Genomic DNA, 23,611 nt, shown 5'->3' with positions numbered 1-23,611 from the left:
CTAACCGGCCCCCGGCGTCACCGGTCCGTCGCCGCCGGGCGCGTCGCCGGATTGGCCCTCGGGCGGACGCGGGACCTGACAGGCACGCTCCAGCGAGCGTCCGGCAAGCATCAGCAGCACGCTGAGCACCGCCGCCAGCACAGAGGCCAGCGCGCGCTCGCGGGGCAGTACGACGTCCACGTGCGGCAGGTTGCGCAGCGCCACCGCCAGGTACCCGCCGGCCAGCGCCGCGCCGCCGATCAAGGCGGCCTTGCCGGCGAGCAGGAGTGCCACCGCCCGGGCCGGCTCGACGCTCTGGCGCCCCTCCCGGACGGTGCGTCGCATCCAGCGGGCGGCCAGCCACGCACTCAGCGCCAGGACGCCGATCACGACGGCTGTCAGCCACGGCACCGGCGGGATCGGCCAGCCGAAGCTCTCGGCCACCGACAGTCCCACCCAGGCCAGGCCGGCGCCGACCACCCCGGCGATCACCAATGCGGAGGTCCGGGTCGGTTCGACGCTGGGACCGGGACTCACCGGTCGATGACGAGGTCGGCGCGGCGGCGCACCCCGGAGGTGTCGAGCCGGGCGAGCAGGTCGCTGACCGGCCCGCGTTCGGGAACGACCGCCGTCGGGTCGATCTCGAGCCAGGGCCGCAGCACGAAGGCCCGCTCGTGGGCGCGCGGGTGCGGCAGGGTGAGCAGCGGCGTGTTCTTGATCCGTTCGCCCAGCACGATCAGGTCGACGTCGAGGGTGCGCGGCCCGCCGGGCACCTCGCGGGTTCGGCGGAAGTGCTGCTCGATCGCATGGGCGCGCTCCAGCAGCACCAGCGACGCCAGCGTGCTGTCCGCGCGAACGATCAGGTTGAGGAAGTCCGGCTGATCGACGACGGGACCGACCGGGGCGGTCTCGTACACCGAGGACACGTCGACGAGGTTCAGCTGAGGGGTGACCCGTAGGGCGTCCACCGCACCCTGCAGGTGGCCGAGCCGATCGCCCAGGTTCGACCCGATCGAGAACACCACCGGCCTGATCGGCACCATGCCGGACAGGGTGTCGACGTCGAAGTCGACGTACGGGTTCGGGTACGGCTCGGCGGTCATCGGGTCCCGCTCCTGCTGATCGTGACGGCGACGTCGTCGAGCGCGACGGGCATCGCCGCCTGCGGTTTGTGCACGGTGACCGTGACTCGCTCGAGCAGGGGTTCGGCGAGGCAGGCCGTGGCGATCCGCTGTGCGAGCGTTTCGATCAGGTTCACCGGGTCGCCGAGGACGACCGCCTCGACGGACCGGCTCAGCGCGGCGTAGTCGACGGTGGTGGCCAGGTCGTCGGCGTCGGGCCGCGGCGCCAGCTCACAGGTCAGATCGACCACGAACGACTGCGGCTCCTCGCGTTCGAAGTCGTACACCCCGTGGATCGCGCTGAACCGCAGTCCGGTCAGCCGGATCAGGTCCGGTTCCGCCGCTGCCATGCACTCACCTCCGACCGCCCAACCTACTCCACCGGTGCGGACGCCTCCCCCCGCCGCAGCCGGGTGACGACGGCCACCGCGTCGGCGTGCGCACGGACGGTGTGGGTGCGCACCGCCCACACGCCGCGCTGGGCCAGCAGGGTGGTCAGGGCGACCGAAGCGTCGTCGCGCTGCCGGGGCGGGCGGTCGTCCAACAGGGTACCGAGGAACCGCTTGCGCGACACGCCCACCAGCACCGGCTGGCCGAGGGCGGCGATGCCGTCCAGGCCTGCCAGCAGGGTCCAGTTCTGGTCGGCGGTCTTGGCGAAGCCGATGCCCGGGTCGAGGATCAGCCGCCCGGGGTCGATGCCGGCGGCAAGCGCGGCGTCGCGGCGTCCGGCCAGCTCGGCGGCGACATCGGCGACCACGTCGTGGTAGTCCGTCAGCCGGTGCATCACGTCGGACTGCCCCCGCCAGTGCATGGCTACGTAGCAGGCGCCCAGGGCGGCGACGGTGTCGAGCATGGCGGGGTCGGCCAGTCCGCCGGAGACGTCGTTGACGATCGTGGCGCCGGCCCCGACGGCAGTGGCCGCCACCTCGGCACGCATCGTGTCGATACTGACCATCGCGCCGTCGCCGGCCAATGCCCGGATCACCGGGAGCACCCGCCGCAGCTCCTCCTCGACCGGCACCCGTTCGGCGCCCGGCCGGGTGGATTCGCCGCCCACGTCGACCAGGTCGGCGCCGTCGGCCAACAACCGCCGTCCGTGGGCGATCGCCGCCTCGGCGGCGAGGAAGTCGCCGCCGTCGGAGAACGAGTCGGGGGTGACGTTGAGGATGCCCATCACCAGGGTGCGCCCAGCGTCCGGCAACAGGATCACGGCCGCAGCGTAGCGGTTCGCCCGCGGACCAGGCTGTTGTTGATTTGCGACGCCCCGTGCGACGCCTGACGTCCGCGAACCAGGTTGTGGTTGCTATGGATACCCCCGGCGGGTATCGGTATCAACCATAACCTGGTCCGCCCCTGACGAGCCCGACACCCTGCGTCTGGTATCAACCACAAGGTGGTTCGCGAGTCAGCCGAACGCGCGGCTCACCCGTTCGATGACCGCCGCCGGGGCCAGCATGATCTCCTTGGCCTGCCAGCGCACCATCCGGTAGCCGAGGTCACGCAGCACCTGCTCACGCTCCTTCTCGCGCACATATCCGGAGGGGTCGGTGTACTTGACGGCACCGTCGCATTCGCCGATCAGCTGCTGCTCGGACCAGTAGAAGTCCGGGTAGAGGGTGCCGACGGCGGTGTTCAATCTGGCCTGACACTCCGGCCGCGGCAGCCCCGCCAGATGGAAGTGGCCCGCGGACAGCGATTCGGGTGCGGATTCACGGCACGGGTCGGCCAGCGCGATCACCGGCCGCAGCCCGGCCGGTGGCCGGGTGAGCGCGGCCTGCTCGAAGGCCTCGCGAGCTGCGGCGATCAATCGGTGGTTGGCATAGTCGGAGCGGCGCGGGCCGACCACCATCGCGGCGCAGAGCAGCCGAGCGGCCGCATCGAACACCACCAGCGCCTCGGGCAGGGCACGTCCGGCCGCCACGTCGACCGCGGTGCGCGCAAGCGACGTCAGCCGTCGCCCCTCGGCGTCGACGGTGACCTGGGAGGGGGGAAGCGTCCCCACATGGTGAATGACCGCACCGGTGCGCGAGCGGGAACCCCGAGGCAGGGTGATGCTGACCGGCAGATCGTGCCACGCGGTGAATCCCGGGTGGGGCAACTGCCACGCCGCTGCCGCCGACTGGTGACTGAGCACGCCCTCGGGGAACAGCTCGCGCTCGGCCACCGCCCGCAGGAGGTGCTGCTCGCGCGGCTCCGGCGGCCAGAGGGCGGCATCGATGAACACGCCTCGTCTGACGCGGTGCAGCCGCCCGGCGCCCAGGGCCGTCCGGATCATCTGCTGGGTCATTCCCGAGGCGAGCAGGTCGGCGCGGGTGGTTGGACGCTTCGGCAGTACGCAGGGCTTCGGGGTGCGCATCGACTCAGTGTGTGCCTCCGACGGGCGCGGGCGGCCGACCGGGCGATCCCGACGGCAAAATCTGTGGACAACTCGGGGCGAACGCCGAACGCCGCGCCCGGCGTCCCGGGAAGCTGCCTGCTAAAGCACGTACCTGCCTGTGCCGGACGCCACACGTCACAAGGGCAGCTACGTCGCCGGCCGGGCGCCTCAGCGTGGCCTGTAAAGGAACCGTCCCCATTTCAGGCCATGCGGGTCAGCCCAGGATCAGACTCATCGCCTCGGCCCGGGTAGCGGGGTCGCGCAGGGCGCCCCGCACGGCAGAGGTGACGGTGCGCGACCCGGGCTTGCGGACGCCACGCATGGTCATGCACAGGTGCTCGCACTCGACCACGACGATCACCCCGCGCGGACGCAGGTGCTCGACCAGGGCGTCCGCGATCTGCGTGGTCAGCCGCTCCTGCACCTGCGGGCGCTTAGCGAACACGTCGACCAGTCGGGCCAGCTTGCTCAGGCCGGTGATCCGGCCGTCGACCGCGGGGATGTAGCCGACGTGCGCGACGCCGGTGAACGGCACCAGGTGGTGTTCGCAGGTGCTCCACACCTCGATGTCCTTGACCAGCACCAGTTCGTCGTGGGCGATGTCGAAGGTGGTGCCGAGCACGTCGGCGGCGTCGGCGTCCAGGCCCTCGAACATCTCGGCGTAGGCGCGGGCGACCCTGGCCGGTGTGTCGAGCAGGCCCTCGCGGTCGGGGTCCTCACCGATCGCGGCGAGCAGTTCGCGCACCGCGGCGGCGACCCGGGACTGGTCGACGGCCACGTCAGCTCCCCTGCTGTGAACCCCAGCCCGGGTTCGGCGGCTGCTGCGTGGGCGGCTGGCCCGACGGTGGCTGCTGGCCGTAGGGCGGTTGCCACGGCGGCGGCTGCTGCGGGCCCGAGGGGCCGATGTCGTGCGGCGGCATCGGGCCGGAGCCCGGTCCGCCGGAGGGTACCGGCACCTGGATCTTGCCGTTCGGCCCCAGCAGCGGAGGCCCGTAGGTCGGCTCGGGCCGGGGCGCCGGCGGCGGCGGGTCGACCGGGGGCACGTCGGAGGGTTCCCGGGTCTCCGAGCCCGTCCAGGCCGGCCGCTTCGGGTGCCGCACCAGGGGCTCGAACACCTTTGCCACCTGCTCCTTGTCGAGGGTCTCCTTCTCGAACAACTGGCGGACCAGCTCGTCGAGCACCTCGCGGTTGGTGCGCAGGCAGTCGAACGCCTCCTGATGGGCGGTGTTGATCAGGTTCGCGACCTCCTCGTCGATGGCCGCTGCGATCGCGTCGGAGTAGTCGCGGTGCCCCGAACCCATGCCCGCCTGCATCCCCAGGAACGGCTCGTCGGAGTCGCTGCCGAGCTTCACCGCGCCCAGCCGCTCGGTCATGCCGTACTGGGTGACCATCGCCCGGGCCACGTTGGTGGCCTTCTCGATGTCGTTGGCGGCGCCCGTGGTCGGGTCGTGGAAGACCAGTTCCTCGGCTGCCCGGCCACCCATCATGTACGCGAGCTGGTCGAGCAGTTCGCCGCGGGTCTTGGAGTACTTGTCGGAATCGGGCATCACCATCGTGTAGCCGAGGGCCCGGCCGCGGGGGAGGATCGTCACCTTCTGCACCGGGTCGGTGCCGGGCATGGCCGCCGCGACGAGCGCGTGTCCGCCCTCGTGGTAGGCGGTGATCAGCAGTTCGCGCTCGTTCATGATCCGGCTGCGCTTCTGCGGGCCGGCGATCACCCGGTCGATCGCCTCGTCGAGATGCTCCTTGGTGATGTAGCGCTGGTTCTGCCGGGCGCACAGCAGCGCCGCCTCGTTGAGCACGTTGGCCAGGTCGGCGCCGGTGAAGCCCGGCGTCCGCTTGGCGACCGACTCGAGGTTGGCGTCCGGCGCCATCGGCTTGTTGGCCGCGTGCACCCGCAGGATCTGCAGCCGGCCCTGCATGTCGGGCGCCTCCACCGGGATCTGCCGGTCGAAGCGGCCCGGCCGCAGCAACGCGGGGTCGAGCACGTCGGGCCGGTTGGTGGCCGCGATCAGCACCACGCCGCCGCGCACGTCGAAGCCGTCCATCTCGACCAGCAGCTGGTTCAGGGTCTGCTCGCGCTCGTCGTGGCCGCCGCCCATGCCGGCGCCGCGGTGGCGTCCGACGGCGTCGATCTCGTCGATGAAGACGATCGCCGGGGCTGCCTCCTTGGCCTGCTCGAACAGGTCGCGGACCCGGCTGGCGCCGACGCCCACGAACATCTCGACGAAGTCGGAGCCGGAGATGGAGAAGAACGGGACGCCCGCCTCGCCGGCCACCGCGCGGGCCAGCAGCGTCTTGCCGGTGCCGGGCGGGCCGTACAGCAGGACGCCCTTGGGGATCTTGGCGCCGACGGCCTGGAACTTGGCCGGTTCGGAGAGGAACTCGCGGATCTCCTGCAGCTCCTCGATCGCCTCCTCACAGCCTGCGACGTCGGTGAAGGTGGTGCGCGGCGTGTCCTTGGTGGCCAGCTTCGCCTTCGACTTGCCGAAGCCCATCACCCGGTTGCCGCCGCCCTGCATCTGGCTGAGCAGGAAGAAGAAGATGAGGCCGATCACCACGAACGGCACCACGGTGAACAGCAGCATGCTCCAGATGCCCTGCTGCGGGACCTCGCCGCGCCAGTTCTCCAGCGACCCGCCGGCGACCCGGGCGTTCAGCCGTTCGATGATCTCCTGGCTCTGCGTGCCGATCCAGTTGGCCCGGACTTTGGTTCCGTCGGACTGCTCGACCCGGATCTCCTGCTCGCCCTCGACCAGCACGACCTCCTTGAGCGGGGTGTCGCTGTTGATCAGCGCCACCACCTCGGAGGTGGGCTTCTCGGTGTAGCCGTTGGCATTGCCGATGTAGTCGATCAGCAACGCGATCCCGAGGAACGCCAGGATGATCCACAGGATCGGTCCGCGGAACAGTCGTTGAGCCTTCATTACCCACCTTTGTCAGGACGGCTGACGCCGCCGAGCCCCAAGGATAGACGGGCGGACGTGGCCGGTCAGGAGTAGACGTGCGGCGACAGGGTGCCGACGTCACGCAGGTTGCGGTAGCGGCCGGCGTAGTCGAGTCCGTAGCCGACGACGAACTCGTTGGGCAGGTCGTAGCCCACGTAGCGCACCTCGACCGGGCTGTTCAGTGCCTCCGGCTTACGGAACATGGCGGCCACCTCGAGGCTGGCCGGGTGCCGCGACTTCAGGTTCTGGATCAGGTAGGCGAGGGTCAGGCCGGTGTCGACGATGTCCTCGACCACCAGCACGTGGCGCCCCTCCAGCTCGGTGTTGAGATCCTTCAGGATGCGCACCACCCCGGAGGACTGGGTGCCCGAGCCGTAGGACGAGATCGCCATCCAGTCCATCTCGCAGTGCCTGGTCAGCGCCCGGGACAGGTCGGCCATCACCATGATCGCGCCGTTGAGGACGCCGACCAGCAGCAGGTCACGGCCCGCATAGTCGGCCTCGATCTCGGCGGCCAGCTCGGTGAGCCGGGCCTGGATCTGGTCGGCGGTGTAGAGCACGTCGGTGAGGTCGTCGCTGATGTCGCTGGCATCCACACGCGCACCCTACCGCGCACCGGACGGGGTCGTTCACCGGGCCGAATCGGCGAACGCCAGCAGCCGCCCGTCGCGGCGCAGCACCCGCAGCCCCGGCACCTCCACCCAGCGCTGGCCGTGCCACCCCGTGATCAACGCGTCGACCGCCAGGGTGTGCCCCCGGGACAGCTCGCCCGCCCCACGGGCCCGCAGCCACCGCCGCAGCACCCGCAACCGCACCCCTGCCGGCAGGTCGGCGACGGCGTCGCACGGCAGTTCGTCGGGAGTGGGCACCTGCGCCGCGACGGCGTCCAGGGCGTCGGCGTCCTCGCGGGCCAGATCGGCGGTCCGGGCGAGCGCGGCGGCGATGCCCGGGCCGAGCTCGGCCTCGATGACGGGCAGCACCGTGTGCCGCACCCGTGCCCGGGTGAACCGCAGCTCGGCGTTGTGCGGGTCCTGCCAGGGTCGCAGGCCGAGCTCGGCGCAGCTGTCCCTGGTCACGCTGCGCGGCAGGCCCAGGAGAGGGCGGACGAACCGGTCCCGGCGGCCGGGCATGCCGGCCAGCGAACGGACGCCGGAGCCCCGCGCCAGTCCGAGCAGCACCGTCTCCGCCTGGTCGTCGCGGGTGTGGCCGAGGTGGCACGCCTCGCCGGGTCGCAGGCTGGCGGTGAGCGCGGCGTAGCGGGCCGCCCGCGCGGCCGCCTCGGGACCGCTGCCGTCGTCGCGCACCTCGACGGTGACCCCCTCGGCCGCCAGCTCGAGCCGGCCCAGCCCGTCCACCACCGCCGCGGCGTGTTCGGCGGAGCCGGCCTGCAGGCCGTGGTCGACCACCACGGCCCGGACGCCGACGCCGCGCCGAGCGGCGACCACCCGGGCGGCGAACGCCAGGGCCAGCGAATCGGCCCCACCGGAGCAGGCGACGACAACGTCCTCGCCGTCGTGCGCGTCGGCGACCGCGGCCACCACCGCCAGGGTGGCGGGTCCGAGCGCCCGCCGGGCCATCAGCCGACCCGGGCCGGCACGCGGTTCAGCCAGCGTTGCGGGTCGTGCAGCTCGGCCGGGGTCGGCAGCGCCTCGGGTGCGGTGAACGCCACGTTCAGCGCCTCGACACCGGCCGCGGCGATCACCGCGCGGCAGAAAGTGGCTCCGTGCAGGTACTGCTCGCGCTTGGCCCGCAGTCCCAGCACCCTCGACAGGAACTGGAACCAGCCGGGGGCGTCCCGGCGCGCCTCGACCGCGGCCCGCAGCCGGGTGACCTGTGGCACGAGGCCGGCGCCCGCGGCGTCCATCATCACGTCGGCGTGGCCCTCGAGCAGCGACATCACGGCGGTGATCTCGTCCACCCCGGACGCCTGGCCGGGGCTGAGCAGCGACAGCCCCCGCCGCGCGTCGGCGCCGGAGTCGTCGAAGACGACGGCCATCAGGCCCAGCAGGTGCCCGGCCAGCCACGGCGCGGCGCCGAACTGGAAGCGGTGCGTCTCCTCGTGCAGGCACACCCACTGCCGGAAGCCGTGCGGTTCGACTCCCATGGCCCGCTCGACGGCCACGATGTTGGGCGCGACCAGCAGCAGCCGCCGCTGCGGCGAGTAGGGGTCGAACTGGCCGAGGATGCGGGTGCCCACGAACGCGAAGGCGGCGCCCAGTTGGGCGCCGGCCAGCCGGCCGCCGACCCTTTCGCCCAAGGTGACCAGGGGCGCCTGTCCGACGCCCCCCAGCATCGCCTCGGCCATCGACGAGGCCGCCTGCACCCAGCCCTCGCGATCGACCACCAGCACGGCCGCGTCGACCGGCCCGGGCAGTGCGCTCGCCGCCGCGACCGCCTCGGTCGCCCGCGCCGCGCAGGCTCGCAGGTCGGCGACCGCGGCGGCCGCCTCGTTGCGGGGCAGATCGGGGCCGGCCGGGGTGAGCAGCCGGGCGGTCGCCGTCACGACCCGCCAGTCGACCCCGGGAACCGCGCTCATGGGGGGCAGCCTACTGGCCGCCTGTGCGCCCTCAGCAGCCGCAGGTCGACCAGGCCGCGACCGTGGTGTCGATCCAGTCGCGGGTGGCCAGCGGCCGGGTCACCTCGTTGGCCATCACCGCGAAGGCCAACGGTGAGCCGTCGGCGGTGATCAGGTAGCCGGCCAGCGTGCTGACGTCGCGCAGGCTGCCCGTCTTGGCCCGCACGACGCCGCGTCCGGCCCGCTCGCGGGCGTCGTCGAAGCGGTCGTAGAGCGTGCCGGTGACGCCGCCCACCGGCAACCCCACGATCAGGCTGCGCAACCCGTCCTGCGTCAGCACCAGCCGCATCGCCTTCGCCAACACGCCCGGGCTGACCCGGTTCTCCCGGCTGAGCCCGCTGCTGTCGTCGTTGCGCATGCCGGAGCGCCACAGCCCGAGCCGTTTCAGGGCCGTCCGGACCGCCTGCTCGGCGCCGGCGAAGTCCGCACCGTCGTGGGCGGCGACGCCGGTGTGCCGGGCGAGGGTCTCGATCGCCGTGTTGTCGCTGTACCGCAGGGTGTGTTCGATGAGCTGCTGCACCGGCGGCGAGGAGACAAAGGCCAGCTCGTCGGCGTCCGACGGGGTGCGCATCGAGCGCGTCGAGGTGACGCCGATGCCCGCCTTCTCGAGCCGGGCGGCGAACCGCTTCGCCGCCGCGGCGGCGGGATCCCTGCGGGCCTTCCCGTTGGTGTCGGTGCCTCCGTCGACGCTGAGCGCGCTGATCCGGCCCACCGACCATTGGTAGTTCTCGGTCCAGCGCGGGTGCCAGGACGCCCCGGTGAACAGCGTCGCGTCGTAACCGAGGGTGACCGTGTCGGTTCCGGCTCGCTTCAGCGCGGCCGCGGTTTTCGCGGCCAGGTCGGCCAGTGAGGCCCTGCCGGTCGTCCTGGCGTCGGTGAGCAGCGGGTCGCCACCCCCGCGCAGCACGACGGTCGAGCGGCCGGCGAGCAGCGCGCTGGTGGCGAAGGTGCGGTCCGCGCCGAGGGTGTCCAGCACCGCGACGCTGGTGAGCAGCTTCATCGTCGAGGCCGGGATCATCGGACGGTCGCCGGAGCTCACCAGCGTCCGTCCGGTCTGCGGGTCGACCACGACGACCCCGGTGCGGCCGGCCGTCCCGGCCGGCAGGTCGGCGATGGCCTTCTTCAGTTCGGACGCCGCCGGCGCGGGCGCCGGTTCGGCGGCCTCGAGCGGCAGTTGCGCCGGGGCCGCGGTGCTCGGCTGACGCCAGCCGGCCGGCGGTCCGGCGCTGAGGGTCACCGTCGAGCTGGGCAGCACCGCGTCGCGCCACTGCGGCACGGCGAGCAGCACCGCAGCCCCCAGCACGATCACGGCCAGCACGATCAGCACCGCCGTGCGGCCCAGCCGCGCAACCGTCCCGCCTAGCCGCGGCATGGTGCCTGCGGCTCGGTTGGCGATAGTCTCGAATCCGACATCCACGCCATCATGTCAGCCCACCGGAAGGGGAACATCAGTGGCCGACTACACCCGCCCGAAGATTCAGCCTAGCCTGCACTTCGACGTGACGATCGAGATCCCCAAGGGTACGAAGAACAAGTACGAGATGGACCACCACACGGGCCGGATCAGGCTCGACCGGACGCTGTTCACCTCGACCCAGTACCCCAACGACTACGGCTTCATCGAGGGCACGCTGGGGCAGGACGGCGACCCGCTGGACGCGATGGTGCTGGTGCCGGAGGCCACCTTCCCGGGGGCACTCATCGAGTGCCGGGCGATCGGCATGTTCCGGATGACCGACGAGATGGGCGGCGACGACAAGGTGCTGTGCATTCCGGTCGCCGACCAGCGCCAGGACTACCTGACCGAGTTGAAGGACCTGCCGCAGCTGACGCTGCTCGAGATCGAGCACTTCTTCGCCGTCTACAAGGACCTCGAGCCCGGCAAGTCGGTCGAGGGCGCGGTCTGGGTGGGTCGCACCGAGGCCGAGAAGGAGATCTTCGAGAGCTGGAGGCGTGCGTCCGGTACCGACTACGAGAACGAATTCACCCGCACGGAGTGACGTGAGAACCCTGCACCTGCTCCGGCATGCCGAGGCGCAGTGGCAGTCGCCCGGGCCCGACGGCGACCACGCCCGCCCGTTGAGCGCGCGAGGGGTGGCGCAGGCCCGCGGAGTCGGTGCGGCGTTGCGCGACGCCGGGGTCGAGCTGATCCTGGCGTCCTCGGCGACCCGCACCCTGCAGACCGCCGAGGCGCTCGGGCTGCGGGTACCGGTCTGGTCCCGCGACGAGATCTACAACGCCGGTGCGAACAGCATCCTGCAGCAGCTGCTCACCGTGCCCGACGGTTTCTCCAGGGTGCTGGTGGTGGGCCACGCGCCGGGGATTCCCGCCCTGGCGCACCTGCTGGCCGACAACTCCTCGGACGCCGCCGCGAAGTCGACGATCGCGTTCCGCTACCCGCCCGCCACGCTCACCACGCTGACGGTGCACACCTTGTGGTCGAAGCTCCGTGCAGCGACGCTCACCTCGGCCCGGATCGCGTCCGACCCAGGCTGATCCGCCCGGCGCTCAGGCCTGGCGCATCACGTTGACGACGACGTCGTCCTTGGCCGAACAGACGATCCAGGACTTGATCCGGCACACGAAGGTGACGTTCTTGTTGGTCTGGGGGCTCTCGATGGTGACCCGGAACGTGCTCGGCAGGTCGGTGCCGAGCCGGCGCACCGCCGAGAGCACCCTGGTGGCGACGACGCAGGTGGTGTTGTCGCTGCGGGTGACCTCGGTGGTGCACACCACCGACCCGCGGGGCGGGGTGGTGCTCAACACCGTCGGGGACGCCGACACCGTCGGCTGTGTCCCGCCGTTGCTGCGCGACCCGACGGTCTGACCGATCAACCAGGCCAGCGACGACACCGCGGCGACCAGGGCCACGGCGATCGCGACCAGCGCCACGTTGTTCTTGATGGTGCGGCGGCTCGCATAGCCGACCTGGAAATGGCTGGACTCGTCCGGATCGAAGTCGGGACTGTCCGGCTCTGCCTCCCGGGCGGACGGCTGCATCGGCTCGTGCTCGGGGGGGTCGAACTCGGGCTGCGTCGGCCAGGTGTCCGGCTGCGCCTGATCGGATCCGAACCGGGTCGGCACTCCCACGGACGCCTCCGGAGCCGGCGCGACCGCGGCGCCACAGCCCGGACAGCGGACGGCGTCGGCGGGCAACCGCTCGCCGCAGGCCTCGCAGTCCTGCATCAACACTCCGCTCGGGGGTAGGTTTCGCGATCCCCGATTCTTACACAGCACGCCGACCGGCGCCGCACCGGGTCGGGCTGGCGGGGCGCGGTACTAGTTTGGGGTCATGCGCCTGGCGACCTGGAACGTCAACTCGGTGAAGCAGCGACTGCCACGGCTGCTGCCCTGGCTGGACGAGCGGCGTCCCGACGTGGTCTGCCTGCAGGAGACCAAGCTGACCGACGCCGCCTTCGCCGACCTGCTCGGCGAACCGCTGGCGCAACGCGGCTACGAGTTCGCGAGCAACGGCCAGGGCCAATGGAACGGCGTGGCCCTGCTCTCCCGGGTCGGTCTGGCCGACGTCGAGCGTGGTTTCCCGGCGATGCCCGGCTTCCCCGACGCCGAGGCCCGGGCGATCAGCGCCGACTGCGCAGGGGTGCGGGTGCACAGCCTGTACGTACCGAACGGCCGGGTGCCCGACTCCGATCACTACGTCTACAAGCTCGCCTGGCTGCGGGCACTGCGGGACGCAGTGGCGGCCGGACCGCAGCGGGTGGCGCTGTGCGGCGACGTCAACATCGCGCCCACCGACGCCGACGTGTTCGACCCGGCCGCCTACCTGGGACACACCCACGTGACTGCCCCGGAGCGGGCCGCGCTGCAGGCGCTGCTCGACCTCGGCCTGCACGACGTCGTGCGCGACCGCTGGCCCGGCCGACGGGTGTTCAGCTACTGGGACTACCGGGCCGGGATGTTCCACCAGGACCTGGGGATGCGGATCGACCTGGTGCTCACCGATGCGGCGACGGCGTCCAGGGTGGCCGCCGCCTGGATCGACCGGCAGGCCCGCAAGGGCACCGGTCCGAGCGACCACGCGCCGGTCGTGGTCGATCTCGACACCGCACCCGACGGCGACATCGGGCCGGTGGTGCCGCCGCCCTCCGCTCCGCGCAGCGTGCGCCGGGGCACCAAGCGGCTACCCCAGTCGACGTAGGCCCGGGCGTCGGAGTCAGGGCCGCAGCAGCGCCTTGATGGCGCGGCGATCGTCCATCGCGGCGTAGGCCTGGGCGACCTCGGCCAGCGGCAGCTCCAGGTCGAACACCAGGCCGGGCTCGATCTCGCGGGCCAGCACCCGCTGCATCAGCTGCGGCAGGTAGTTGCGCACCGGCGCCATCCCGCCGCGCACCCCCACGTTGCGCTCGAACATCTGCCGCACCGGCAACTCGACGCCGTGCGGCACCCCGACATAGCCGACCATCGCCCCCGGCCGGGCACAGCTCAGCGCCTGCAGCATGGCGTCGCCGGTGCCGACGCACTCGAGCACCGCGTCGGCGCCGACGCCGTCGGTGAGTTCGTTGATCCGGGTAACCCCCTCGACCCCGCGCTCCTCGACGATGTCGGTGGCGCCGAAGGCTGTGGCGACCCGCTGCCGGGACTCGTGCCGGCTCATCGCGATCACCCGTGCGGCACCAAGTTGCGCGCAGGCCAGCACGCCGCACAGGCCGACGGCACCGTCGCCGACCACGGCCACGGTCATGCCGGGCTGGACACCGGCCATCGTGGCGGCGTGCCAGCCGGTGCCCATCACGTCCGAGAGAGTGAGCAGGCTCGGGATCAGGTCGTCGTCGGGCTGTTCCGGCGCGGCGACCAGCGTGCCGTCGGCGAGCGGCACCCGCAGCAACTCGGACTGGCACCCGTCGTACCAGTCGAGTTGTTCGCAGACCGACTGGAAACCGGCCCGGCAGTGCGGGCAGGTGTTGTCGCAGGCAAAGAACGGCCCGACGACGAACTGGCCGACCTCGAGGCCGGTCACCTGCTGGCCGATCGCCTCGACGACGCCGACGTACTCGTGACCGATCGGCCGCGGCTTGGTGACCGGACTGATGCCGCGGTAGGGCCACAGGTCGGAACCGCAGACACAGGTCGCGGTGACCCGAACGATCGCGTCGGTGGGGGTGCGGAGCTCGGGATCGGGCCGCTCCTCGAAGCGGACGTCGCCGGCTGCGTGCAGGATGGTGCCGTGCATGTCCGCCACCCTAGTGGTGCGCCTGCCCGCGCGGAAGGAGAACCGATGGCTAGCGCCGACGACGACGCAACGCTTCGTCATCCCTTGTCGGAAGCGGTTTTCTCGTCGCCGGTCGCGCCGGGGACGGGTTGGCCCGGCGATCCGGCGACCGCTGCCACCCCGGTGGCCGAGGTGGCCGCCCAGGTGCGCGCGCTGGCCGCCGGGGCGTCCGGGGTGGGCGAACTGGACGCGCTGGTGTCGGTCTGCCGGGCGTGCCCTCGGCTGGTGGCGTGGCGCGAAGGGGTGGCGCGAGGCAAGCGGGCCGCGTTCGCCGCCCAGCCGTACTGGGGGCGTGCGGTGCCCTCGTTCGGCGATCCGGACGCCGCGGTGCTGATCGTCGGGCTGGCGCCGGCCGCGCACGGCGCGAACCGGACCGGCCGGATGTTCACCGGGGACCGCTCCGGCGACTGGCTGTACGCGGCGCTGCACCGCGCCGGCTACGCCTCGCAACCCACCTCGGTGCACGCCGGTGACGGGCTCCGGCTCGCCGGCGTCCGGATCGTGGCGGCGGTGCGCTGCGCACCGCCGGACAACAAGCCGACACCGCTCGAGCGGGGCACCTGCGCGCCCTGGCTGGACCGCGAGCTGCAGCTGGCCCTACCGAGGCTGCGGTCGATGCTGGCGCTGGGTTCGATCGGCTGGGACGCCGCCCTGGCCGCCGCGCGACGGCTGGGCTGGACGGTGCCGCGGCCCAAGCCACGCTTCGGCCACGGCGCCGAAGCACTGCTGGTGGCCGGGGACCGGACGGTCCGGCTGGTCGGCAGCTACCACGTCAGCCAGCAGAACACCTTCACCGGCAAGCTGACCGAACGGATGCTGGACGAGGTGATCGACCGGCTGTGAGCCGGCCGTGGGCGGCAGCCGCGGGAGTCTCAGGACTCGGGGTCGTACATGATCTCGCGGACCTCCTAAGCGCAGCGACCCGCGGCCGCGATCCTGGCAGCCCAGTCCAGGCCCTCCTGCGGGGTGTCGACCTCGACGATCGAGAATCCGCCCACCATCGGCTTGTCGCCGAAGCCGGCACCGTCGGCAACAGAGCCGTCGGTTAGGACGAAGCGCGCCGCGTGGGCGGTGGGCGGAGTGCCCGGCTTTTGTCGGGGCCGCCCGGCACAGTGGTGCCCATGATGGATCATTTCGGCATTCAGGTGTCAGACATGGGCGCCTCGGCTCGCTTCTACGACACCGTGTTGGGCGTGCTGGGCCTGACCCGGCAGATGGACTTCGGCCAGGCCATCGGCTACGGCACCGAGGGCCACCCGGATTTCTGGATCGGGGCGACGGCTGCGGCGCCGTCGAACAGGGAATGCCACATCGCCTTCAGCGCCGCCGACCGCGCGCAGGTGCAGGCCTTCTTCGACGCGGCCGTCTCGCTCGGGGCCGAGCAGCTGCACGCCCCGCGGGAATGGCCCGAGTACCACCCCGGCTACTACGGGGCGTTCGTGCGCGACCCGGACGGCAACAACGTCGAGGCGGTCGTGCACGCCTGAGTCCGTCAGCCGGCGGTCAGCCGGTCCGCGTAGTGCCGCACGAAGACGGGCTGGCCGTGGCTCGAGGCGTCCGGGTCGAAACGGTAGCCGCCGGCGTCGAACCGCTTCAGGGCGGCGGCGCTGCGGATCCGCCCCTGGACGAGCCAGGCCGCCATCGTGCCCCTGGCCCGCTTGGCGAAGAACGAGATGACGCCGCGGGTGCCGCGGGCGTTGGTGTCCTCGAAACGCGGCGAGACGACCGGGCTACCCAACTCGTCGAAGCGGACCGACCGGGCGTACTCCTCGGAGGCGAGGTTGATCACGACGTCCGCCCCGGGCGACTCGGCCAGGTCGGCCCGCAGCAGGTCGGTGATGGTCGACCCCCAGAACGCGTACAGGCTGTTGCCGCGGTCGGTCGCCACGGGGAGCCCCATCTCGAGTCGGTACGGCTGGATCAGGTCGAGCGGACGCAACACCCCGTACAGCCCGGACAGGATGCGCACCGTCTTCTGCGCCTCGGTGTGGTCGCGGGCGTCCCACTGCCGCGCCGCCAGTCCCTGGTACACGTCCCCGGCGAAGGCGAGCACCGCGGCCCGTGCGTTGCGCGGGGTGAACGGGGTGCTGAAGTCGGCGTAGCGCTGAGCGTTCAGGGCGGCGAGCTCGTCGGAGATATGCATCAGCCCGGCCAGTTCGGCCGGCGACTTGCGCCGCATCACCTCGATGAGTTGCTCCGACCGGTCCAGCAGCCGCGGCTCGGAGTGCTTGCGGGTGGCCGGCGGCGACTCGAAGTCGAGGGATTTCGCGGGCGACAGCAGGACGAGCATGACCAGCAGGGTAGTGGTGCGGCCGAGCCGGGGTGGTCACCCGCCCAGTGCGACCAGCCATTCGGTGGCGGTGTGGTACGCCTGCCCGGGGCGTAGCACGGCCGAAGGGAAACCGGCGTGGTTGGGTGCATCGGGATAGTTCTGCGGCTCCACGGCCACCCCTGCCCGGCCGAACGCCTCACCCGAATAGACCTGGACGGCCGGTGCGTCGCTGCGCACCGTGAGCACGTGGCCGTCGGGACCGGCCAGCCTGACGTGGTCGCGCAGCCCCTCGCCGTCGACCACGAAGTTGTGATCGATGCCGCCACCCGCGTCGATCCCCTCGGTCACCACGTCGGCCAGGGCGTCGGCCAGCAGGCGTCCCCGGCGCAGGTCGAGGGCGGTGCCGGCGACGCCGACGACCTCCCCGGTCGGGATCAGGTCAGGGCGGACGGCGGTGTAGCTGCTCGCGTGCACGGTCAGGGTGTGGCCCTCGATGTCGTCACCGCCCAACCGGAAGTACGGGTGCGTCGTCAGGTTGACCACGGTCGGGGCGTCGGTGGTTGCCCGGTAGTCGACCCGGGCGCCGCCGGGAATCAGCGCGAACCGTGCCGTCACGGCGAGCCGGCCGGGGAAGCCCTGGTCGCCGTCGGGACTGACCAGGCTCAGCGTGACCGACTCGGCGGTGACCTCGTCGACCGTCCACACCAGCGTGGAGAACCCACCGGGCCCGCCGTGCAGTTGATTGGCACCCTCGTTGGCCACCAGGTCGTATCGGACGCCGTCCAGGTCGAACCGTGCGTCGCCGAGGCGGTTGGCGTAGCGGCCGACCGAGGCGCCGCGATAGCCCGAATCGAAGGCGGTGACGTCGGGTCGGGAGAGCACCAGGTTGCGCCATCCGCCGCCAGCCTCGGGCACCTCGAACCGGTGCAGGGTGGCTCCCAACGGCAACACCTCGAGCGCCAGTTCCGGCCCTTCGAGACGGATCACCTCACTGCTCATCGGGCCGCTCACCCTGCCGCCACGGTGATGTCGACGACGATCTCGGTCGCCAGCCGTTCCAGGTCGGCCTGCACGGCGTCCAGGTCGGCGCCGGGACTCAGCGGCGCGGTCAGGTGGGCTTCGAACAGCCGCCCACCGGCCATCGGAGCCTCGCGGTTCTCGGTGATCATCCGCTCGATGCTGATCCCGTGCCTGCTGAGCACCCCGGACACGTCGCGCACGATGCCGGGACGGTCGTTGCCGACCAGATCGACCTGGACGTGGTCGCGGGGCTGGGGCCGGTCGGCGTCCGGCGCCGCGGAGTGCACCGAAACCTCGAGCAGTCCGGCCAGCGGCCGGACCGCCGCCGCGAGCTCGTCCGCACGTTCGTCCGGCACCGTCACCAGCACGATGCCGGCGAACTTGCCCGCCAGCTCGGCCAACTGGCTGCGTTCCCAGTTGCCGCCATGAGCGGTGATGGCTTCGGCCAGCGCGTTGACCAGTCCGGCCCGGTCGTCGCCTATCACGGTGAGCACAAGGGTCGCCATGCTCCGGATCGTAGCGCCCCCGACTCGCCTAGGTGCCGGCCCGGGAGTGCTTGGCCTGCCAGGCGTCGATGGTGGCGATGATCTCGGGCCGGATGGCCGTCGGGTCGATCACCCGGTCCACCGAACCGACCGCGACGGCGCGGTGGATGCTGTGCACCGAGTCGAACTCGGCCGCCACCTCGGTGATCTTCTCGGCCCTGACCGCGGATCGGATCTCGCCGAGCTTGACCTGCAGGCGAGCCCGCTCCCCCGGTTCGGCCGAGCGCAGCCGCTCCTCCAACTCGGCGACCCGCGAGTCGGCTGCGGCCCGCTTGGCGACATCGCCGGCGAACACCACCGCCGCCGCCGGCGCGCCGCCGAGCACCGACGCGAACGAACCCTCCACCGCCAGCACCGTCATGTTCTCGTTCAGCGTCTTGGAGAACACCACGAAGGCACCGCCGTGGTACCGGGAGATGACCACGAACACGATCGGGCCGTCGAAGTTGACCACCGCCCGGCCGATCTCGGCGCCGTACTCCAGCTGCAGGTTGCGCATCGACTCCGGTGAGCCGTCGAAGCCGGAGAGATTGGCCAGCACGACCAGCGGCCGGTTGCCCGACGCGGCGTTGATGGCCCGGGCCACCTTCTTGCTCGAGCGAGGGAACAACGTGCCGGCGGTGTAGGTGTCGGGGCCGTCGGTGGGCGGGAACCCGGCCCGCGGCACCGGCTTGGACTCGATGCCCAGCAGGCATACCGAGTGGCCGCCGAGCCGGACGTCCATCACCACGGCGGTGTCGGCGTCCGCCATGCCGGCCCACCGCTCCAGCCGGGGATGGTCCGCATCGCTGACGGCCGCCATCACGGTGCGGATGTCGAACGGCTTCTTGCGGTCGGGGTTCGTGGTGAAGATCTCCCCCACGGTGGCGAACTCGCCGCCGTGCGGGTAGCTGGAGACGTCCCGGTCGGACGGGTCGCTGGTCGGCGCACGGCGCGGCCCGGCCTCGCCCGGCACCACATAGGTGTGCGCGTAGTGGCTCATCAGGATGCGGAACGCGCCGGGCAGGTCGGGCGCCCAGTACTGGGCCTGGCCGTTGGGGCCCATCACCCGGTCGTAGCCGCCGATGCCGAAGTTGTCCTCCGCCGACACACCGCCGGAGAAGTCCAGCGACTGCTTGCCGGTCAGCACCATCGCCGAGTCCGGCGTCATCACCAGGATGCCCTTGGTGTGCATGAGCATCGTCGCCTCGGCGTTCCAGTACGGCTGGGCGCCCACGTTGATGCCGGCCACCACGACGTTGATCTCGCCCCCGGCCTGGGTGAACTCGATGATCCGGCGCAGTGCCGCGCCCACCCAGTCCATGTTCTCGGTGCCCGAATCCATCGAGATCCGGGCCCCGGACGACAGCGTGAACCACTCCACCGGGATCTTCATCCGCTCGGCCAGGTCGAGCGCGGCGATGATGCGCCGGCACTCGGGTTCGGCCACCGCACCGAGCCCACGGGTCGGGTCGCCGGACAGCGCGATCCTGGTCATCCCCTCCGGATACAGCGGGGTCGGCGTGGTGACCAGGGCGCAGATGATGCCCGCGGTGTTCAGACCACGGTCGCGCTGCACCGGCACCAGCCGGCTGTCGGCGTCCAGGTCGAGTTCGGTGAGGGTCCCGCCGGGACCGGCCAGCACGTCGCTGAGCTCGTAGGGGTAGACCAGCCCCCGCCGGCGTGCCCGCAGCACCCGGCCAGCGTAGTCGTCCAGCGGCTTCAGCGGCTCGGCCGGCGGGGGTTCGATGGACGCCGTGACGCCCGTCCCCGGCCGGTAGTGGAACCGCACCGCCAGCGGGACAATGCCGGTGCCCGGGCGGTCGAAGCGGCCCTGGGCCAGCACCTCCTCGATGCCGGCGCCCTCGCCGAGGGGGGTGATCTTCGCCTGCAACGCGACGATGTCCTTGTGATCGAGTTCGATCACCGGCCACACGTGCACCCAGACGTGGTTCATGTCGAGCTTGTTGCCCTCGCTGCCGCGCGCGGCGCGGGTGCGGCGGATCGCCTCGAGGCAGTTCTCGACGGCCCGCTCGGCATGCGGCAGGCCGACCAGTCGGCCGCGCTCGTCCCGCACCGGCGCCAACTGGCGGACCTGCGCCATCGCGACCAGGCGGCGGTCGGCCGGATTCGACTTGGCGACGCAGTCGAACAGCAGCACGTCGGAGGGCGCCGGCAGCCTGGTCACGTCGAACTCGCGCAACCGCCACAGGTCGAGGCGGCGGGCAACCATCGGGTGGACGCCGCGGATGCGGCGGTCCTCGGCGATCTCGCCCGCGGTGGTCCAGCGGAAGCTCAGGTACGACGGTTCGGCCGGCGGATCGCACACCGCGACCACGATCCGTCGGACGTGCTCGCCCAGCGACCAATCGGCGAACAGCTCCTCCAGCCGGGCTCCCGCGGCGTCCAGGTCGGGTGCGTCGGGCCAGGAGATGTACAGCTCGACGACAGCCTCCTCGCCGGCGCTGCGCGCACCGAGCAGTTCGGTGACCACGGCACAGACCGGTCCGTCGCCGGCCAACTCCTCGACGGTGCCCAGGGTGGAGACGACCCGCGTCGGCCGGCTCTCCAGCCGGTAGTCGCCGGCAGCGGCGGCCCGGCCGTCGACGCTCCAACCGCGCAGCCCGGTCAGGTCGTAGTCGGCGTAGTGCTTGCGGATCAGCACCTCGAGCATCGGCTCCTGCGCCGGGACGCCGGTGGCGAGCCGGGCGGCCAGGAAGCCGACGGTCTGCTCGGGCACCGCGGCCAGCGCGGCGATCCGCCGTTCGCGGTCAGGGGCGTCCGGGTCGGCGGCCAGTGCGGCCACCTCGTCGCCGATGCCGATCAGCACCTGGTCGCGTTCGGCGTCGACCTGGGGCTGGTCGAACCAGCGGAAGCGGATGCTGCGGGCCAGGTCGCCGATGCTGGGGAAACGCCGCTGGGTGGCCCGGACCAGTCGCTCCAGCTGGGCGCGGGCGTTCGTCGCCACCTCGGCGTCGGGGGCGGGCTCGGCGATCCAGCGCTCCAGCAGCGAGGTGATCACCTTCGAGTCGGACGCGAACCGCAACTGGGCGAGGAAGATGCGGAACACCGCCGCCTCGAGCTCCGGCGTCCGGGCCAGGTCGTCCACCCAGTAGTGGGCCAGCACCCTCGACAACCGGTCGGTGAACTGCCGAGACAGCCCGGCCCGGTCGACGTCCAGGCTCTGCAGGTAACGGTGGAAGTGTTCCCGGTCGCTGTGCACCCGCAACTCGGTGCTGGCGTCCTCGCCCGCCGGTCGGTTCCGGCTGAGTTCGGCAACGTCGGCGAACAGGCCGATCAGCCCGACCTCGCCGGCCATCACGTCGACGCCCGCGGCACGCAACTCCTCGCGGGTCGCCAGGTATTCGGCGAGGGCACGGTAGGCCGGGTCGGCGTCGAAGCCCATCACCAGGGCGGAGAGGTCGGCCAGCAGCCGGTGCGCACGCTGCGGCAGGGACTCCGCGGCCCGATCGTCGGGCAGCTCGATCCCCGGACCGGTGGCCGTCGGCTCGTCGGCGGCCACCGCCCCATCGGCGACCGGCTCGAGTCGCAGCAGCGGCGCCATCGTCTCGACCTGGCTGCCGGTGGAGACCAGCAACTCCTTCACCCGGCAGGCGAAGGGGGCGACCAGGACGGTCTCCATCTTCATGGACTCCAACACCACCACCGGCGCGCCCGCCGCGACCTGATCGCCGACGGCGACCGGGGTGGCCACCACCAGGGCCGGGGCCGGGGAACGCAGCACGCCGCCCTCGTCGCGGCTCACCCGGTGGGTGACGCCGTCCACCTCGATGAGGTGAACGGGTCCGTGGGTGGCGGTGACCAGCCGGTAGCGGTGCCGCCCGACCCTGAGCCGGCTGTGGAAGTCGTCCAGCCGCTCCAGTTCCGCTTCGACCGTGCTCGATTCTTCTCCTTGCGCGACCGTCACCCGGTAGCGGGCCGGGCCGATCCGGAACGCAGTCACCTGGTAGGTGACGCCGCGCAGCTTCAGGTCGACGGGCCGGCCCACGGAGTGCTGCGCCTGCGGACGTCCGCCGTGCGCGGTCTCCAGCAGCCGGGCGATCTCCAACTCTTCGGTGTCCTGGTAGGCCTGGATGGCGGCGGCGACCAGGGCGATGCCGGAATGCCGGTCGGCCACCAGTCCGCCCTCTGCCCGGACCCGGTCGATCCAACCGGTGTCGGCCCAGTCGACCCCGTCGGCGCCGATCACCTCGGGCCGGTCGAGCAGGTCGAGGATGAAGCTCTTGTTGGTGGCACCGCCGTCGATCACCACCGTGGTCTCGGCCATCGCGCGGCGCAACCGGCCCAGCGCCTCGGCGCGGTCGCGGCCGAAGGCGATGATCTTGGCGATCATCGAATCGAAGTCGGCGGGGATGCTGTCCCCCTCGGCGACGCCGGTGTCGACCCGGATGCCGGGTCCGGCCGGCAGGTCGAGCCGGGTGATCCGGCCCGGGGAGGGCGCGAAGTCGCGGTCGGGGTCCTCGGCGTTGAGGCGGGCCTCGACGGCGTGGCCGAACTCGGTCGGGCGATCGGTGAGACGTCCGCCGGCGGCCACGTGCAGCTGCGCCTTCACCAGATCGAAGTCGTTGGTGACCTCGGTGATCGGATGCTCGACCTGCAGCCGGGTGTTCACCTCGAGGAAGGCGAACGCCCGGTCGCCGGGGTGGTACAGGAACTCGACCGTGCCCGCGCCGGCGTAGTCGACGGCGAGCGCGAGCCGCTCGGCGGACGCCTTGAGTTCATCGGTCTGGTCGCTGTCCAGCAGCGGTGACGCGGACTCTTCGATCACCTTCTGGTTACGGCGCTGCACCGAGCAGTCCCGGACGCCGAGCGCCCAGGCCGTCCCCCGGCCGTCGGCGATCACCTGCACCTCGACGTGCCGGGCGCCGGTGACGAGCTTCTCCAGGAACACCACGCCCGAGCCGAAGGCGCGCTCCGCCTCGTCGCGGGTGCGCTGGTAGGCGTCGGCCAGTTCGTCGGCGTCGGTCACCTTGCGGATGCCGCGTCCGCCGCCGCCCGCGGTGGCCTTCAGCATCAGCGGGTAGCCGATCCGGTCGGCGGCCGCCAAGGCGTCGTCGAGGGTGTCGACGCCGCCCCGCGACCAGGGTGCGACGGGGACGCCGACCTCTTCGGCGATCAGCTTGGAGCCGATCTTGTCGCCCAGTTTCCGCATCGCGTCACCGGAGGGCCCGATGAACGTGATGCCGTGGTTCTCGACCAGGTCGGCGAAGGCGGAGTCCTCGGCGACGAAGCCCCAGCCGACCCAGACCGCGTCGGCCCGGGCGCGGGTCAGGACGTCGATCAGCAGCTCGTGGTTCAGGTAGGGACGGTCGGCGGCCGGCCCCAGCGGATAGGCCTCGTCGGCCTCCCGGGCGAACATGGCGGTGCGCTCGGCGTCGGTGTAGAGGGCAATCACCGTGATCGGCGCGGCCTCCGGCCGTTCGGCGTTGAGATCCCGGACGGCGTGGATCAGCCGCATAGCGGCCTCGCCACGGTTGACGATCGCGATGCGCGTGAACACCCGGCGCCTCCTCGCTTCCTTGGCGCGGCCAGGGGCAGGCATCG

Annotated in this window: 23 protein-coding genes; 5 read left to right on the top strand and 18 right to left on the bottom strand. The window is 72.0% G+C overall.

Features of this window, described 5'->3' with window-relative positions:
* The 11 genes from OIE40_RS01150 to dacB form a co-directional block, all read right to left on the bottom strand.
* On the bottom strand, positions 1 to 516 hold the full coding sequence (locus tag OIE40_RS01150) for a DUF3180 domain-containing protein (protein WP_264698996.1): 516 nt from the start codon (positions 514 to 516) through the stop codon (positions 1 to 3).
* On the bottom strand, positions 513 to 1,082 hold the full coding sequence (gene folK, locus OIE40_RS01145; RefSeq protein ID WP_264698994.1) for a 2-amino-4-hydroxy-6-hydroxymethyldihydropteridine diphosphokinase: 570 nt from the start codon (positions 1,080 to 1,082) through the stop codon (positions 513 to 515). The genes OIE40_RS01150 and folK overlap by 4 nt, the downstream gene beginning before the upstream one ends.
* On the bottom strand, positions 1,079 to 1,450 hold the full coding sequence (gene folB / locus OIE40_RS01140) for a dihydroneopterin aldolase (RefSeq protein WP_264698992.1): 372 nt from the start codon (positions 1,448 to 1,450) through the stop codon (positions 1,079 to 1,081). The genes folK and folB overlap by 4 nt, the downstream gene beginning before the upstream one ends.
* A gap of 23 nt (positions 1,451 to 1,473) precedes the next feature.
* Positions 1,474 to 2,274 (bottom strand): dihydropteroate synthase, encoded by an 801-nt coding sequence (folP, locus tag OIE40_RS01135; protein ID WP_264700643.1) that lies wholly within the window; start codon positions 2,272 to 2,274, stop codon positions 1,474 to 1,476.
* 231 nt (positions 2,275 to 2,505) lie between these two features.
* Positions 2,506 to 3,456, bottom strand: coding sequence for a type IV toxin-antitoxin system AbiEi family antitoxin domain-containing protein (locus tag OIE40_RS01130; protein ID WP_264698990.1), 951 nt, complete (start codon positions 3,454 to 3,456; stop codon positions 2,506 to 2,508).
* A gap of 235 nt (positions 3,457 to 3,691) precedes the next feature.
* The gene (gene folE, locus OIE40_RS01125; RefSeq protein WP_264698987.1) at positions 3,692 to 4,255 is read right to left on the bottom strand and encodes a GTP cyclohydrolase I FolE; all 564 of its coding nucleotides are present in this window, start codon (positions 4,253 to 4,255) and stop codon (positions 3,692 to 3,694) included.
* Between the two features lies 1 nt (position 4,256).
* Entirely contained in the window at positions 4,257 to 6,404 is a 2,148-nt protein-coding gene (ftsH, locus tag OIE40_RS01120; protein ID WP_264698985.1) for an ATP-dependent zinc metalloprotease FtsH, read from the bottom strand.
* A 65-nt stretch (positions 6,405 to 6,469) separates the two neighbouring features.
* A complete protein-coding gene (hpt, locus tag OIE40_RS01115; RefSeq protein ID WP_264698983.1) occupies positions 6,470 to 7,021 on the bottom strand; it encodes a hypoxanthine phosphoribosyltransferase in 552 nt (183 codons plus the stop codon).
* Positions 7,022 to 7,054: 33 nt separating this feature from the next.
* The gene (gene tilS / locus OIE40_RS01110; RefSeq protein WP_264698981.1) at positions 7,055 to 8,002 is read right to left on the bottom strand and encodes a tRNA lysidine(34) synthetase TilS; all 948 of its coding nucleotides are present in this window, start codon (positions 8,000 to 8,002) and stop codon (positions 7,055 to 7,057) included.
* Positions 8,002 to 8,961 carry a zinc-dependent metalloprotease gene (locus tag OIE40_RS01105; RefSeq protein ID WP_264698979.1) on the bottom strand — a complete coding sequence of 320 codons (960 nt, stop codon included), beginning with the start codon at positions 8,959 to 8,961 and terminating at the stop codon, positions 8,002 to 8,004. The genes tilS and OIE40_RS01105 overlap by 1 nt, the downstream gene beginning before the upstream one ends.
* Before the next feature lie 31 nt (positions 8,962 to 8,992).
* Positions 8,993 to 10,417, bottom strand: coding sequence for a D-alanyl-D-alanine carboxypeptidase/D-alanyl-D-alanine endopeptidase (gene dacB, locus OIE40_RS01100; RefSeq protein ID WP_264698977.1), 1,425 nt, complete (start codon positions 10,415 to 10,417; stop codon positions 8,993 to 8,995).
* 34 nt (positions 10,418 to 10,451) lie between these two features.
* Between dacB and OIE40_RS01095 the strand changes: the two genes are divergently transcribed.
* Together OIE40_RS01095 and OIE40_RS01090 are read left to right on the top strand one after the other, a co-directional pair.
* Positions 10,452 to 11,000, top strand: a complete 549-nt coding sequence (locus OIE40_RS01095) for an inorganic diphosphatase (RefSeq protein WP_319805185.1) — start codon at positions 10,452 to 10,454, stop codon at positions 10,998 to 11,000.
* Position 11,001: 1 nt separating this feature from the next.
* Positions 11,002 to 11,496 carry a SixA phosphatase family protein gene (locus OIE40_RS01090; RefSeq protein WP_264698976.1) on the top strand — a complete coding sequence of 165 codons (495 nt, stop codon included), beginning with the start codon at positions 11,002 to 11,004 and terminating at the stop codon, positions 11,494 to 11,496.
* Between the two features lie 12 nt (positions 11,497 to 11,508).
* Here OIE40_RS01090 and OIE40_RS01085 read toward each other — a convergent pair whose 3' ends face one another.
* Positions 11,509 to 12,186 (bottom strand): hypothetical protein, encoded by a 678-nt coding sequence (locus OIE40_RS01085; RefSeq protein WP_264698974.1) that lies wholly within the window; start codon positions 12,184 to 12,186, stop codon positions 11,509 to 11,511.
* 106 nt (positions 12,187 to 12,292) lie between these two features.
* On the opposite strand from OIE40_RS01085, the gene OIE40_RS01080 reads away from it, so the two are divergent.
* The gene (locus OIE40_RS01080; protein ID WP_264698973.1) at positions 12,293 to 13,159 is read left to right on the top strand and encodes an exodeoxyribonuclease III; all 867 of its coding nucleotides are present in this window, start codon (positions 12,293 to 12,295) and stop codon (positions 13,157 to 13,159) included.
* Between the two features lie 15 nt (positions 13,160 to 13,174).
* On the opposite strand, the gene OIE40_RS01075 is transcribed toward OIE40_RS01080, so the two are convergent.
* Positions 13,175 to 14,191: a zinc-dependent alcohol dehydrogenase family protein gene (locus OIE40_RS01075; RefSeq protein ID WP_264698971.1), complete on the bottom strand. Its 1,017-nt coding sequence runs from the start codon at positions 14,189 to 14,191 to the stop codon at positions 13,175 to 13,177.
* Between the two features lie 45 nt (positions 14,192 to 14,236).
* On the opposite strand from OIE40_RS01075, the gene OIE40_RS01070 reads away from it, so the two are divergent.
* Positions 14,237 to 15,073 (top strand): uracil-DNA glycosylase, encoded by an 837-nt coding sequence (locus tag OIE40_RS01070; protein WP_264698969.1) that lies wholly within the window; start codon positions 14,237 to 14,239, stop codon positions 15,071 to 15,073.
* A 65-nt stretch (positions 15,074 to 15,138) separates the two neighbouring features.
* Here OIE40_RS01070 and OIE40_RS01065 read toward each other — a convergent pair whose 3' ends face one another.
* Entirely contained in the window at positions 15,139 to 15,363 is a 225-nt protein-coding gene (locus OIE40_RS01065) for a YciI family protein (RefSeq protein ID WP_264698967.1), read from the bottom strand.
* On the opposite strand from OIE40_RS01065, the gene OIE40_RS01060 reads away from it, so the two are divergent.
* Positions 15,352 to 15,717 carry a VOC family protein gene (locus OIE40_RS01060; protein ID WP_264698965.1) on the top strand — a complete coding sequence of 122 codons (366 nt, stop codon included), beginning with the start codon at positions 15,352 to 15,354 and terminating at the stop codon, positions 15,715 to 15,717. The genes OIE40_RS01065 and OIE40_RS01060 overlap by 12 nt on opposite strands.
* A gap of 5 nt (positions 15,718 to 15,722) precedes the next feature.
* On the opposite strand, the gene yaaA is transcribed toward OIE40_RS01060, so the two are convergent.
* From yaaA to OIE40_RS01040, 4 genes are read right to left on the bottom strand one after another with little or no spacing between them, the layout of a single operon-like run.
* Complete coding sequence (yaaA, locus tag OIE40_RS01055) at positions 15,723 to 16,520, bottom strand: peroxide stress protein YaaA (protein ID WP_264698963.1); 798 nt, start codon at positions 16,518 to 16,520, stop codon at positions 15,723 to 15,725.
* Between the two features lie 36 nt (positions 16,521 to 16,556).
* A complete protein-coding gene (locus OIE40_RS01050) occupies positions 16,557 to 17,501 on the bottom strand; it encodes an aldose epimerase family protein (RefSeq protein ID WP_264698960.1) in 945 nt (314 codons plus the stop codon).
* Positions 17,502 to 17,509: 8 nt separating this feature from the next.
* On the bottom strand, positions 17,510 to 18,028 hold the full coding sequence (locus OIE40_RS01045; protein WP_264698959.1) for a glycine cleavage system transcriptional repressor: 519 nt from the start codon (positions 18,026 to 18,028) through the stop codon (positions 17,510 to 17,512).
* A 28-nt stretch (positions 18,029 to 18,056) separates the two neighbouring features.
* Positions 18,057 to 23,567 (bottom strand): ATP-binding protein, encoded by a 5,511-nt coding sequence (locus tag OIE40_RS01040; RefSeq protein WP_264698957.1) that lies wholly within the window; start codon positions 23,565 to 23,567, stop codon positions 18,057 to 18,059.
* Positions 23,568 to 23,611 lie beyond the last annotated feature (44 nt).

The organism is Micropruina sonneratiae, assembly GCF_025972045.1.
Taxonomy (GTDB): domain Bacteria; phylum Actinomycetota; class Actinomycetes; order Propionibacteriales; family Propionibacteriaceae; genus Micropruina; species Micropruina sonneratiae.
Note: the sequence above shows the minus strand (reverse complement) of the source record. Positions and strands in the feature narration are given on the sequence as shown.

Excerpts from the sequence above, each read along its gene's own strand:
- folK (WP_264698994.1), bottom strand. The coding sequence starts at position 1,082 with ATGACCGCCGAGCCGTACCCGAACCCGTACGTCGACTTCGACGTCGAC.
- folB (WP_264698992.1), bottom strand. The coding sequence starts at position 1,450 with ATGGCAGCGGCGGAACCGGACCTGATCCGGCTGACCGGACTGCGGTTC.
- folP (WP_264700643.1), bottom strand. The coding sequence starts at position 2,274 with ATGGGCATCCTCAACGTCACCCCCGACTCGTTCTCCGACGGCGGCGAC.
- OIE40_RS01130 (WP_264698990.1), bottom strand. The coding sequence starts at position 3,456 with ATGCGCACCCCGAAGCCCTGCGTACTGCCGAAGCGTCCAACCACCCGC.
- ftsH (WP_264698985.1), bottom strand. The coding sequence starts at position 6,404 with ATGAAGGCTCAACGACTGTTCCGCGGACCGATCCTGTGGATCATCCTG.
- tilS (WP_264698981.1), bottom strand. The coding sequence starts at position 8,002 with ATGGCCCGGCGGGCGCTCGGACCCGCCACCCTGGCGGTGGTGGCCGCG.
- OIE40_RS01105 (WP_264698979.1), bottom strand. The coding sequence starts at position 8,961 with ATGAGCGCGGTTCCCGGGGTCGACTGGCGGGTCGTGACGGCGACCGCC.
- OIE40_RS01085 (WP_264698974.1), bottom strand. The coding sequence starts at position 12,186 with ATGCAGGACTGCGAGGCCTGCGGCGAGCGGTTGCCCGCCGACGCCGTC.
- OIE40_RS01080 (WP_264698973.1), top strand. The coding sequence starts at position 12,293 with ATGCGCCTGGCGACCTGGAACGTCAACTCGGTGAAGCAGCGACTGCCA.
- OIE40_RS01075 (WP_264698971.1), bottom strand. The coding sequence starts at position 14,191 with ATGCACGGCACCATCCTGCACGCAGCCGGCGACGTCCGCTTCGAGGAG.
- OIE40_RS01070 (WP_264698969.1), top strand. The coding sequence starts at position 14,237 with ATGGCTAGCGCCGACGACGACGCAACGCTTCGTCATCCCTTGTCGGAA.
- OIE40_RS01060 (WP_264698965.1), top strand. The coding sequence starts at position 15,352 with ATGATGGATCATTTCGGCATTCAGGTGTCAGACATGGGCGCCTCGGCT.
- OIE40_RS01065 (WP_264698967.1), bottom strand. The coding sequence starts at position 15,363 with ATGATCCATCATGGGCACCACTGTGCCGGGCGGCCCCGACAAAAGCCG.
- yaaA (WP_264698963.1), bottom strand. The coding sequence starts at position 16,520 with ATGCTCGTCCTGCTGTCGCCCGCGAAATCCCTCGACTTCGAGTCGCCG.
- OIE40_RS01050 (WP_264698960.1), bottom strand. The coding sequence starts at position 17,501 with ATGAGCAGTGAGGTGATCCGTCTCGAAGGGCCGGAACTGGCGCTCGAG.
- OIE40_RS01045 (WP_264698959.1), bottom strand. The coding sequence starts at position 18,028 with ATGGCGACCCTTGTGCTCACCGTGATAGGCGACGACCGGGCCGGACTG.